This window comes from Nitrosospira sp. NpAV, assembly GCF_000832065.1.
In the GTDB taxonomy this organism is placed as follows: Bacteria; Pseudomonadota; Gammaproteobacteria; order Burkholderiales; family Nitrosomonadaceae; genus Nitrosospira.
The window spans coordinates 96,494-109,225 of sequence record NZ_JXQM01000019.1 but is presented as its reverse complement, the minus strand read 5'-3'; the positions used below and the strand labels follow the sequence as shown (position 1 = coordinate 109,225).

11 protein-coding genes are annotated in these 12,732 nt (G+C 53.3%); all 11 read left to right on the top strand.

The window, feature by feature from the left end; genetic code table 11:
* The first annotated feature begins 10 nt into the window (after nt 1-10).
* The 11 genes from SQ11_RS11635 to SQ11_RS11590 all read left to right on the top strand — a co-directional run bounded on the left by SQ11_RS11635 (nt 11) and on the right by SQ11_RS11590 (nt 12,710).
* Nucleotides 11-847 (top strand): ABC transporter permease, encoded by an 837-nt coding sequence (locus SQ11_RS11635; protein WP_084226836.1) that lies wholly within the window; start codon nt 11-13, stop codon nt 845-847.
* On the top strand, nt 844-1,683 hold the full coding sequence (locus tag SQ11_RS11630) for an ABC transporter ATP-binding protein (RefSeq protein WP_041514330.1): 840 nt from the start codon (nt 844-846) through the stop codon (nt 1,681-1,683). The genes SQ11_RS11635 and SQ11_RS11630 overlap by 4 nt, the downstream gene beginning before the upstream one ends.
* Before the next feature lie 31 nt (nt 1,684-1,714).
* Entirely contained in the window at nt 1,715-2,716 is a 1,002-nt protein-coding gene (locus tag SQ11_RS11625; protein WP_052494222.1) for a HEAT repeat domain-containing protein, read from the top strand.
* Entirely contained in the window at nt 2,716-3,000 is a 285-nt protein-coding gene (locus SQ11_RS11620) for a DUF971 domain-containing protein (RefSeq protein WP_041514329.1), read from the top strand. Before SQ11_RS11625 ends, SQ11_RS11620 begins: the two co-directional genes overlap by 1 nt.
* Nucleotides 3,001-3,427: 427 nt before the next feature.
* On the top strand, nt 3,428-5,065 hold the full coding sequence (locus SQ11_RS11615; RefSeq protein ID WP_041514473.1) for a hypothetical protein: 1,638 nt from the start codon (nt 3,428-3,430) through the stop codon (nt 5,063-5,065).
* 228 nt (nt 5,066-5,293) lie between these two features.
* Nucleotides 5,294-6,439, top strand: a complete 1,146-nt coding sequence (locus SQ11_RS11610) for an HAF repeat-containing PEP-CTERM protein (protein ID WP_052494201.1) — start codon at nt 5,294-5,296, stop codon at nt 6,437-6,439.
* A 136-nt stretch (nt 6,440-6,575) separates the two neighbouring features.
* Nucleotides 6,576-7,781: an HAF repeat-containing PEP-CTERM protein gene (locus SQ11_RS11605; RefSeq protein WP_052494200.1), complete on the top strand. Its 1,206-nt coding sequence runs from the start codon at nt 6,576-6,578 to the stop codon at nt 7,779-7,781.
* A 279-nt stretch (nt 7,782-8,060) separates the two neighbouring features.
* On the top strand, nt 8,061-8,264 hold the full coding sequence (locus tag SQ11_RS18260) for a PEP-CTERM sorting domain-containing protein (RefSeq protein WP_084226835.1): 204 nt from the start codon (nt 8,061-8,063) through the stop codon (nt 8,262-8,264).
* The gene (locus SQ11_RS11600) at nt 8,261-8,965 is read left to right on the top strand and encodes a bifunctional 2-polyprenyl-6-hydroxyphenol methylase/3-demethylubiquinol 3-O-methyltransferase UbiG (RefSeq protein WP_198140860.1); all 705 of its coding nucleotides are present in this window, start codon (nt 8,261-8,263) and stop codon (nt 8,963-8,965) included. The genes SQ11_RS18260 and SQ11_RS11600 overlap by 4 nt, the downstream gene beginning before the upstream one ends.
* A gap of 270 nt (nt 8,966-9,235) precedes the next feature.
* Nucleotides 9,236-9,667 carry an OsmC family protein gene (locus SQ11_RS11595; protein ID WP_368730367.1) on the top strand — a complete coding sequence of 144 codons (432 nt, stop codon included), beginning with the start codon at nt 9,236-9,238 and terminating at the stop codon, nt 9,665-9,667.
* 490 nt (nt 9,668-10,157) lie between these two features.
* The gene (locus tag SQ11_RS11590; RefSeq protein WP_041514469.1) at nt 10,158-12,710 is read left to right on the top strand and encodes a family 16 glycoside hydrolase; all 2,553 of its coding nucleotides are present in this window, start codon (nt 10,158-10,160) and stop codon (nt 12,708-12,710) included.
* Nucleotides 12,711-12,732: the final 22 nt, after the last annotated feature.

Below are 12,732 nucleotides of genomic sequence, written 5' to 3'. Positions count from 1 at the left end.
GAGCGCACTCATGGGTAGCATCACGGAAGCTGACTCCATCCCTGCTGAAAGAATAGATCTCAACCGGCGCGAAGCTGGCCGTAGGCTGCGGCGCGTGTCATCGATTGCTATTTGCGTTCTGTTATGGCATCTGGCCTCCACCAGACATATGGATCTGGGGGTAATAACTTTTCAGAATGTACCCTCACCCGCGGAAGTATTGGCGGCTGCCCGGGAGCTGCTTGAATCCCAGAAAATGCTATCCCACCTGACGGCCAGCATGTCACGCGTTTTTAGCGGTTTTCTGGGGGCCGCGGTCATTGGCATCGGACTAGGATTAATGATCGGCCGTTCACGTTTTGCAGAAGATACTTTGCTTCCGCCTCTGGAAATGCTAAGACCGATCCCTGCAGTCGCCTGGATTCCGCTATCGATTCTCATGTTTCCGTCTTCCGAATTGTCGATGATATTCATCACTTTTACCGGCGCACTGTTTCCCATTCTGCTCAGTACTATCCATGGCGTTGAAGCGGTCGATGCAAGACTGATTGCATCCGCCCGCAGTCTTGGAAGTGGCCGGCGCGCGGTATTTACCGAGGTGATTCTGCCCGCGGCGGCACCCAGCATTTTTACCGGATTATCCATCGGCATGGGAACGGCGTGGTTTTGTCTCGTAACGGCGGAAATGATAGCGGGCCAGTTCGGTATTGGTTACTACACCTGGGCTTCTTATACGATCCAAAATTATGCAGATATAGTGGTTGGCATGTTGCTGATCGGTTTGCTGGGCATGGGCAGCAGCGTATTGGTCAAGAAACTGGGAAATAGGTTGATGCCCTGGCACGCCTCCGAAATAAGGAAATCATGAGCCCGGTCGCAAATCATGCCTCTCCAGGCATACAAGGCCATATAGAAATTAAAAACCTCTATATCCAGCTGGGCTCTGGCGACCAGGCGTTTGAGGCGGTACAAAACGTGTCGGTTTCAATCAAGCCCGGGGAGTTTGTTTGCCTGCTTGGCCCTTCCGGTTGCGGCAAATCGACGCTGCTAGGCGCGCTCGCCGGCCATTTGCAGCCTAGTGACGGCAGTATTCACGTTGATTCGCTGCCGCTCAATGGCCCGCATCCGGAACGCGGTTTGGTTTTTCAGCAACACACGTTGTTTCCGTGGAAAACCGTCATGGACAATGTTGCTTTCGGTCTCAAAATGAAGGGGATATTGCGTGCCGAACGCCATAAACGCGCAGGTGAGCTATTGGAACTCGTGGGGCTTGCAGGCTTCGAGCAACACTATCCTTTCCAGCTGTCAGGTGGAATGCAGCAGCGGGTGGAGATCGCGCGTGTACTGATTAATCATCCGAAGGTAATGTTGATGGATGAACCTTTCGGTGCGCTGGATGCGCAAACGCGCATGATGATGCAACAGCTGTTGCTGGATGTATGGGAAAGCATCAAGACCACTATTGTGTTCATCACGCATGACATTGACGAGGCGCTGTTCCTGGCCGACCGGATTCTGATAATGAGCCCTCGTCCCGGCCGGATCATCGAGCAAACCGTTCTTGAATTTGTGCGCCCGCGCAAGCCCGAATTGCTGACGTCGGATCGTTTCATCCAACTCAAGCGTCATTGCCTCGAATTGTTGCATACGCAAAGTGCCGACTTTCCGTTGCAACGCCTTACTCCCCTTGGAGTGATCTCCTGATACCCGTACCCCTATTTTCATGCGAGAGGATATGAATCCCCAGGACAACCCGGAACTACAGGATATTCAGATGCGGCTAAACGCAGCCGATAGCGAGGTGCGCCGCATTGCATTGCTGGACATTGCCGACTTTGAAGGCGATGACCACGTCCCTTTTATCGTCGCCAGTTTACAGGACCCCGTGGCTGCGGTCCGTGCCGAGGCGGCCAAGGCGCTTGAGGCGTTTGAAAATAGTATGAGTGTTGCCGCGTTGATCGCCGTTCTGGATGACCCCGATCCTTCCGTCAGGCAAGCCGCAGCCCGTAGCCTGCATGACCTTAAAAACCAGGAATCGGCACAGTTCATATTTCCCCATCTCGCAAACCCGGAGGCATCCGTACGTGCCGCACTATTTCGCGCACTGCGCGAACTACGAGTTATGAATAGTTTCGAGCCTGCGTTGACTGGGCTGATTGATGAAGATGCGACAGTCAGGCGAGAGGCGGTGGCGGTGCTGGGTTATCTGAAACAGCCGCAGGCATTGCCCGCTTTAGCAGCCCTCGCTGCGAACGATACTGAAGCCGAAGTACGGCGAGCCGCCATAGGCGCCATAGGGTTTGCATCCGGGGATGCAGCATTGCCAGCATTACTGAGCGGCTTATCCGATTCGGCATGGCAAGTGCGCGAAGAAGCAGCAGCAACCATTGGCAAGCTTCGATTGAAGGATGCTGTCGAACAATTGATTGGCGCTTTAAGCGACAACTATTGGCAAGTCCGGTTATGTGCAGCGCGTGCGCTGGGCCGCCTTGGGGATCCTCGGTCAGTGCCTGCGTTGATCGAAACACTAAACCACCCGATCAGCAATTTGCGCAAGGAGGCAGCCCTGGCGCTGGGGGAGATAGGCTTTGCGGGTGCCCTGCCTGCGCTTGAGCAAATTGAAACCGACCCGGATCCGGAAGTACGCAAATCCGTCCGCCTTTCCATTGCCCAAATCCGGGCAACCGATCGCGAAGCAGCAAGGCATGCACGTGAAAGATCAAGGACGAATTTGTGATGCAGGTCAAAACCATTTCCAGCAATATTCCAAATGGCACGCTGGAGATTCTGTGGAATGACGGCAAACGGCAACTTTTCACTCATGCTTTTTTACGTACCCGGTGTCAGTGTGCGCACTGCAAATCATATCGCTTGCAAGGAAAGGCGACTGACGTGGTATCACCCCAGTTGCGCATCAGTGGAATTCATCCCGCCGGAATGTATGGCGTGCAGTTTATTTTCAATGACGGGCATGATCGCGGGATTTATCCCTGGACATACCTGCGCGACCTAGCGCCATGATGGCCCGGTAAACCCGCATGCTGTTTTAACCACTTGTTTCGGTGTAAGGAGGCCTTTTATGGATTAACAATCAAAAATTACATTTTACGTTTCAACTGCCCATTGCCCCGGGCGCATTCCGTGAAGCCGTGCCAGATCCATCCGCTGGCGAGACGTCCTGGCGATCAGCCTTATATTATACTTATATGTCATGTAATGGATAGACGACAGAATATCCATTCTTGATAAAATTCGCTCGCCTGTAACTATCAGAAATATCATTGATAATCAAATAATTAAATAATTAATTGGCTTGCCATGGTTACCTTGAAAAAAGATAAACAAATGAATTTTTATTGTTTAACTATCGGGGATAGTACGCGCATAATATCCACATGCATTATACCATATGGATATTACTGCTCTCTCTTTTTTCAAAGGCCGTTTCATGAAATTAAATCTTCCGCTGGTTTCGTTTCTTCTCTTCATCATCCTATCCCCTCACCCTGCGCATAGCAGGGAGCCCGCAAATCCTGCCGTCGGATCCCTTCAAGAGGCAGCCATCGATTTATATGTCGATACCCAGACCAAGCAAATTTATTCGGAACCGGGCACAGGCAGGGTTCGCATGGGATCTTTTCAGAAGATCGCCGATGTTCCCGTGCAACAGGCGCCCCCTGCGGCTTCAGGCGTAACCTCTGCGACAGACAGCGGTGCCGCACTCAAGCAAAGCCGGGAAAGCAAGCAGACGACGGTATCGACACCAGGCAATCAAAAAACCGACGAATCTCCAAAGGGATTTGCTTATGCAAACTGGAAGGAGAGGGATCCTTTTAAATTCAATTTGAACGAGGATGGGAGCCAATACATCAAGTTCGGGCTGTTAAATCAAACATGGCTTCGGTATGAACAAAATAATCCCGGATCATTGGTGCTCGACAAACCGGTGGACGATACCACCGATATCGGGCTTCGCCGGACCCGCTTCGTCTTGCAGGGCCAGCTTACCGATCGTGTATATTTTTATACCCAGTACGGCATGAATAATTTCAACTTCCTGTCTCAAATGAATGGCAATAGACATATCTCAGCCTACTTTCATGACGCTTTTGGTGAATTGCGGCTGACAGAAGGTCACCAAGCCATTCTAGGGGGCGGGCTTACCATCGCCAACGGGCTTTCCCGGTTTAGCAATCCGAGCGCTGCGACAAGCATGACAATGGATCTTCCTATTTTTGCCCAGGCCACGGTAGACCAGACTGACCTGTTCAGCCGAAAACTGAGCCTCTATTTAAGGGGGCAAGTGGGAAAATTAAATTACCGTGTGATTGCAAGCGATCCTTTCTCCATATCGACTACCGGTCAGCCCCCCGCTCCTCTCTCTCCAGATAATGCAACCTTTGCAAATAACAATACAAAGCAATACCAGGGATTCTTTGTTTGGAATTTCTGGGATACGGAACCCATGACCAATACCTTTATGCAGGGAACCTATCTCGGGAAGAAGAGCGTATTGAATCTCGAAGCAGGTTTCATCACGCAAAAGAATGCCACCTCGACGGGCACTCCGGATAACCTAAGATTTCACGACATCAACTTCTGGTCGGTCGCTGCCTATCTGGATGCACCGGTCGACCGGATAAAGGAAACGGCTATCTCCGCATATCTTGGCTATTTTAACCTGGACTATGGCCCGGGTTATATTCGCAACAATGGCGCAATGAATCCCGCCAGCGGCACGAGTCCCACGGGAGGAAGTTTCAACGGCCCGGGCAATGCCTTTCCCATGTTCGGCACGGGAGATGTCTGGTACGGCCAGATCGGGTATCTCATGGACAAGGATTTGCTCGGTTCGAATAATGGCCAGCTGATGCCCTATGTCTCGCTGATGAGCGCCAATTATGAACGCCTGGACAACCAAATGAATGTTTTCAACGTGGGCATCAATTGGCTTATAAAAGGACACAACAGCAAAATTACCTTTGATTATCAGAATAGACCCGTATTCAACACTACCAGCTCCGGTGAAATACTGAGAACCTCCAGCAAAGGTCAATTTGTATTGCAATATCAAATTGCCTTCTAAGCGGGTGGTGTGCATGGCTGCGAAAACCGCCACATAAAATTCACGGAGAATGATCGATACGATAGGATTTCTTCCAAATCTCGCCCCCAACAACGTTGTGACGGAGAACAATAGGCTGACCCCATTTCTCCAAGCTTTGGTTCTTCCTTGACAACCCGAATTTGTAATCTACCCTGACAATACGGCCAAACGATTCTATACGGCGTCTTTACGGGGAGAATTTTCAACATGAACGTTACCTATGGTTTCCCAATCCGCAATTTGGTCCTGGCGGCAACCTTGAGCGCTGGATTAAGTTTCATGCCCCTGGCTTTCGGCCAACAAATATCATACATCGTCGATTCCAACAGCGGGGAACTAACCCGGCTGGGAAGCCTGGATGGATCTTACTTTAGCTTAAGCGACATTAACGATGCCGGTCAGGTAGTGGGAGAATCCCTGACGGAGGGAAATCGCGTTCATGCTTTTATCACCGGCCCCAACGGTATAGGCATGACAGATCTCGGTGAGCTTGGCGGAGGTGAGAGTTATGCCCGTGGCGTCAATGCTGCCGGTCAGGTAGTGGGCTATTCCCCCGTACTCATAGGCTCCACATTTTTTACACATGCTTTTATCACCGGCCCCAACGGCGTAGGCATGACCGATCTCGGCACTTTGGGCGGTGATTACAGTAATGCTCAGGACATCAACGATGCCGGGCAGGTGGTCGGATTTTCCGCCACCGCTGGAGGTGATTATCATCCTTTCATCACCGGTCCCAATGGCGTCGGCATGATCGATCTTGGTGTTCCAGATGGAGCATATCAGGGTGGAGCCTCTAGTATCAACGATGCCGGGCAGGTGGTGGGAACTGTCAACACCGGGACAGAAAACTATCAGGCTTTTATCACCGGCCCCAATGGCGCGGGCATGACCATTCTCGGCTCTCTGGGTGAAGGCAACAGCGCACCTTCAGGCATCAATGCCACTGGGCAGGTAGTGGGGAATTTCTACCCAACCGAAGGCAACCCTCATGCTTTTATTACCGGCCTCAACGGTGTAGGCATAACAGATCTTGGTACTCTGGGTGGTGGTGATTACAGTAGCGCTCTTGACATCAATGATGCCGGGCAGGTAGTAGGATATTCCGACACTGCTGAAAGCAAACACTCCCTACATGCTTTTATCACCGGACCCAATGGCGAGGGCATGACGGACTTGAATTCGCTGGTGAGTCTGCCGGATGGGTATGTTCTAACGCAGGCGCTTGCCATTAATAATTCGGGACAGGTTATCGTTATTGGCGTTGTTCCCGAACCCGCAGCCTATGCCTTGATGCTTGCCGGCCTGGGCCTGGTCGGCTTCAAGGCAAGGCGCGAGAAGTCAGCGAAATAGGATGACGGGCGACTTTATTTTCCGTGCTCCTGCCAAAAATGAAATCTCTTCTCTGCCTTGACATCAAATCTATCATCTAACTTTGATAGCATGGCTAAACTTTTTAGGTAGCGTCTATTGCAGGAGCGCGCCCGTCATGAAAATCACCGATTGCTTCCAAGTACGCAATTTTGTTTTGGCCGCAGTCTTGGGCACTGGTCTAAGTTTGGTGTCCCCAGTTTTCGGCCAAAACATATCATATATCGTGGATCTCAACGGCGCGGGGCTCATCAAACTGGGAACCTTGGGTGGATCTGATACTTTCGCCCAGGCGATCAACGATCCTGGGCAGGTGGTGGGATATTCCGACACCGCTGAAGGAAGTAGACATGCTTTTATCACCGGCCCCAACGGTGTGGGCATAACCGACCTTGGTACACTGGGTGGTGATTTCAGTGCAGCTTATGGCATCAACGCTGCCGGTCAGGTAGTAGGTGCGGCTCGGACGTCCATAGGCAATCAGCATGCTTTTATCACCGGCGCCAATGGCACGGGTATGACCGATCTTGGTACGCTGGGGACGGACGATCTAGCTTTCAGTATCGCTTATGACATCAACGCTGCCGGGCAGGTGGCGGGCGCGACCAGCGCCGACCTGCCCGGAGGTGGTACAACTCATGCTTTTATCACCGGCCCCAATGGCGTAAATATGACTGACCTCGGTACGCTGGGCGGAAGCACCAATCCCAGCTCCGCTGATGCGAGTGACGCTCTGGGCGGCGTCAATGATGCCGGGCAGGTAGCAGGAAATTCTACCACTAGTGGTCATTATCATGCTTTTATCACTGGCCCCGATGGTGTGGGCATGACCGATCTCGGTACGTTGGGCGGTGATTTCAGTTTCGCCTGGGGCATTAACGCTGCCGGACGGGTGGTGGGAGAATCTGGCACCTCCGGAGGCGACGTCCACGCTTTTATCACCGGCCTCAATGGTGTAGGCATGACCGATCTGGATACGCTGGGTGGAAGTCAAAGTTTCGCTCGGGGCATCAACGACGCTGGGCAGGTGGTTGGACATTCCGACACTGCGGACGGAAGTCAACATGCTTTCATCACCGGCCCCAATGGTGAGGGCATGACGGACCTCAATTCGCTAGTGAGTTTGCCAACCGGAATTGTTCTAACCGAGGCGTTGGCAATAAATAACCACGGGCAGATCGTCGCCATTGCCCCCATCCCCGAACCCGCAGCCTATGCCTTGATGCTTGCCGGTCTGGGCTTGGTCGGGTTCATGGCAAGGCGCGAGAAGTCGGCGAAGCAGGCTGATGGTGGCGCTATTTTCCGCGTTCCTGTCAAAGATTAAATCTCTTTTCAGCCTTGACAATTTCGAATCTGTCATTTACCTTGGCAGTGAACTGAATTTTTTCAACGGCATCGCTGGCGGGAACAGCGCATCATAAAATCACCAGTTTTTTCAAAGGCCGCAATGTTGTTTTGGCCGCAGTTTTGAGTACTGGTCTAAGTTTCGTATCTCCGGCTTTCGGCCAATTCGTCCCTCATACGTCATGAATTCCAATGGCGAGGGCATGGCGAACCTAAATTCGCCGGTAGTGCACCGGCTGGGTTGTTCTAACGAAAACCTATGAAATCAATAATCAGGGAGGGCTGCTTGCCTATCCCTGAACCTTCATCCTATGTTTTGATGCCTGCCGGATTTGGTCTGGTCGGTTTCATGGCAAGACGCAAGAAGTCGAACCGGTGGATACTTTGTTTGCCGTCAACGATATTTTCTGACCTCCTCGGGATTTCTGACTTGCCCGGGACTGAAGGAGTCTTCGAAACGTGACTACTAACGATAGCATTTATGAGGATGGGACCTACCTTGCCAATCGCCCGATGTGGCATGCGGAGGATTCAGGGTGGAAGGCCGCACAGATCGCCAAGATGCTGCAGAAAAACGGGGTCTCCCCTTCGACCGTGGCGGAATTCGGGTGCGGGGCTGGCGAAATACTGAACTGCCTGTCGCACCAATACGGGAATGGCGTGATGTTCCATGGGTATGAGATTTCTCCTCAGGCATTTGAGCTTTGCAGAAAAAAAGAAAAACGGAACCTTCATTTCTCTCTCATGGATCCATTGGAGGAAACCGAACAAGCCGTCGACGTATTGATGGTTATCGATGTTTTCGAGCACGTGGAGGATTACCTTGGGTTCTTGCGCAAGTTGCGCTCCAGGGGAGATCATAAAGTATTCCATATCCCGCTTGACTTGTCGGTGCAGGCGGTGCTGCGTGTTTCGCCGATCATCAAAAGCAGGCATTCCGTGGGCCACATCCACTATTTCACCAAGGAAACGGCTTTGGCCACATTGGAAGATACGGGTTATGAAATAGTGGACTATTGTTACACCTGCGGATCGATCGAACTCCCCAATCGCGGCTGGAAAGCGGATTTGATGAAGCTTCCGAGGAAGCTATTGTTCCTGATCGATGAGGATGTGGCGGTAAGGACGCTTGGCGGTTTTTCATTGCTGGTTCTGGCGAAATGACCCACAAAATACCGTGTACCGGGTTCTATCGGAAAGAAAACGGTAATCGCCAACTGAATCATCGTAACGTCCTTGCCCGCAGTCCTTCAGTTTCGTTGGCGTAGCCGGTAAATTACGCCATCGAAATCGACATCCTTTTTCACCGGTGGTATCTAACCCATCCCGCTTTACTTCACCCATCCTACAGCTTCCGTTCCCGATCCGTATGACACCGAACAGACCCGAGATGATTTCGGGCGCAATCTGATAGCTTTTTATCAACCAGGAGCAATCATGACGACGAAGAAAGCATGGGCAGTCTGGCAGGGCGGCATCAAGGAGGGCGGCGGCACCATCTCCACCGAAACCGGCGTGTTGAAAGAAGCGCCTTATGGATTCAAGTCAAGGTTCGAAAACGGTAAAGGCACCAATCCCGAAGAGTTGATCGGCGCGGCGCATGCCGGCTGTTTTTCGATGGCGCTATCCTTGATGCTCGGCGAGGCGGGGCTGACCGCCGAGAAGATCGAGACGCACGCCGATGTGACGCTGGACAAGGTCGGCGAGGGCTTTGAGATCACTGCAAGCCATCTTACCGTAACGGCAAAAATTCCCGGTGCGGATAAAGCGAAATTCGAGGAAATCGCCAACAAGGCAAAAATGGGATGTCCCGTATCCAAGCTATTCAAGGCAAAAATCACGATGGATGCCAAGCTGGCATCGTAGTTCCCCTGATTGCAGTTCCCCGGATGGCCAAGCTCCGATAGTCCGGATATTTTCACCGGAAGCCGGGGGGTTAGAAATCAGATTCCAGCGCCATTTCGGACCCGTTTGGCGAAATAGCTGGCCCAGGTTTGCGTCCTGGTTTCCCATCATTGTTGCAACAGTCGCAACAGTCAGAAAAATGCCCGGCGGAGGATTACTGCCGCCGGGCCAAATCGTCCCGTTACCATGAAGGAAGATTTTGTATCTTCCTTAAGCCGTATCTTACCTTCTTTGATTATGTTGCCTATTGGACGGAAGTACAGGGGGACAAAATCAGCGGGATCGCGGACTTCAATCCGAAGGTTCGTTCAAATAAAGGTTCTGCGAGAATTTTTGAATTACTCTCTGAAGTGGTCTATAGATAACTAGGGCCTGTTAACAGACCCTAGCAGCCTGCCCGACGAAGATCCCTGAAGTGGCAATAATGGCCGGATATGGAGAAGGTATCGATATGACCGCAAGCAAATCCCAGACCACCGACTTTACCAAGGACGTTCTGGGCCGCTACATCGCCAATGGGCTGGATGAGGCCCTGCATAGCACCGATAAGAACGGGCAGCGGCCGGATGGTTCTCCCGCCAGCGATGCCAGGCCCTTTGATGTGATAGTGGTCGGCGGCGGCAGCTTCGGGCCCGTATTTGCACAACACCTATTTTCGCAAGATAAGACCCACAGCCACCGCATCCTGGTGCTCGATGCCGGTTCGCTGATGCTGACGGAGCATGTGCAAAACTATCCTCCGATCGGACTGGGCGTGCCGCCACCCACCGAAACCGATCCGTTCGTGCCACGCGCCGAGGTTTGGGGTCTGCCGTGGCGCGCGGACCCCGCGAAGGTACCGGGTGGATTCCCCGGATTGGCCTATTGTTTTGGTGGACGCTCCCTCTACTTCGGCGGCTGGTCTCCACAATTGCTCGACACTGCCACCGATACGGAAATGCCGCCGGACCGCTGGCCCGCCAGCGTAACGAGCGACCTGAATACCCGATATTTTGCGGAAGCCGCACAACAAATCGGCACCGACCAGACGAATGATTTCATCAGCGGCGCCATGCATTATGCGTTGCGCAAGCAATTGTTTGACGGCATCAACGGCAATCAGGTCCCCGAGGCCATCAAGCCGGCTGAACTACCCCTGCATTTGCATGTGCCGCCCGCCACATCCGCCGAGCATAAGGAACAATGCAAGCTGGAAGCGCCCTTGGCGGTCCAGAGCCGCGCGGGTTCCGGACTCTTTCCCTTTAACAAATTCAGCGCGGCGCCGCTGCTGATCAAAGCCGCACGCGCGGCTTCCACCGAATCGATGCATGCCGTGGGCTACCCGGACGATGTGAAGAAGCGATTCATGGCGGTGCCGCACTGCCGCGTAATCCGGCTTGTCACGGCTATCGATAATGGGCATGGGCGGGTAACCGGGGTGGAATGCGAGACTTATGTGCCGGTTGGCGGCGATGCCGCCAACGTGCAGAAACAGCGTGTGACGATTCCCGTGGCGGATAATGGCAACGTCGTCATTGCGCTGGGTACCATAGAAAGCGCCCGACTTGCCCTGCTTTCCTTCCGGGGAATCACAAACTACGACAGGATAGGCCAGAATTTGATGGCACACCTGCGCTCCAATCTCACCATCAGCATCCCGCGCACGTCGTTGTCCAGTCTCAGCCCGGCGGTGAAAGCGCTACAGGCCTCTGCCTTGTTCGTGAAGGGCAGGCATGCCTTCACCGATGGCTCGGGCAACGGCTATTTCCATTTGCAGATTACCGCGGCGGGGCTCAACAAGCTCAGCGCAGACTCGGAAGCGGAGCTTTTCAAGAAGATTCCCGACCTCGATAGTGTGCTTCCCTTGCAGGAAGTGAACGACCATACGGTGGTCATCACCATTCGCGGCATCGGCGAAACACAGGGGCAGAATCCGGGCAGCAATGTCACATTGGCGGATGAGACCGACGAGGTCGGTGTGCAGCGTGCAATGGTCACTTACAATCTTGGCGTGAACGACTTTGAATTGTGGGATGCAATGGATAAAGCCTCTGATGACGTAGCCAAGGTATTCGCCGGCGGTCACGATTTTACCGTCTTCACGGCAACCGGTCCCCAGACCATTGCACCGACGGCTGACTTGAAGCAACTCGTCCCCTATAAACCGGGCCGGCAGGGCGGGCGCCGCGACGGCATGGGCACCACCCACCATGAGGCGGGGCCGCTCTGGATGGGCGAGAATCCCGATACCTCCGTCACCGGTGCCAATGCTCGTTTCCACTTTGTCGATAATGCCTATGTCGCCGGGCCAGCCCTGTTCCCGACTGTCGGTTCACCCAACCCCATGCTCACAGGCGTTGCGCTGGCACGCCGTCTGGCGGAACAATTCACCGTCGCACCGTTTCACCCGGATGCGGGATTCACCATGCTGTTCGATGGGGTGAATGTGGGCAAATGGCATATGTCGACCATCCGGAATCAGCCCAATAATAATCCCGGCGGCCTGCTGCTGATGGACGGTGCCCTGGAAGCGGTGCCCGGGAATGACGTAGGCATGTTCTGGCATGCCGACCCGACACCTCGGGATTTCGTGCTTAAACTTGAGTGGTTGCGCTGGCGCGAGGATGACAATTCCGGCGTGTTCATCCGCTTTCCGCACCCGGATAGCAAAAATTACAACAATACCGCCTACGTCGCGATTGATTTCGGGTTCGAAATCCAGATCGACCAGCTCGCGCGTCCCGACGGTGCGACCATTCGCAAGACCGGCGCGATCTACGGCTTTGCCGCGCCCAATGATCCCGATAATCTGCCGGTAAAACCGGCGGGCGAATGGAATGAATTCGAAATTCATGTCCAGGGACAACACTATACGGTGTTTCTCAATGGCATAATAATCACCGAGTATGACAACCCCGATGCGGCGCGCGGCCTGCCCAGTTCGGGAAGCATCCCCAGTTTTATCGGCCTGCAAACTCATACCGGGCGGGTAGCGTTCCGCAAAATCCAGATAAAAGCGCTTTAGTGAGGTTTATCTTGGCGGGAGA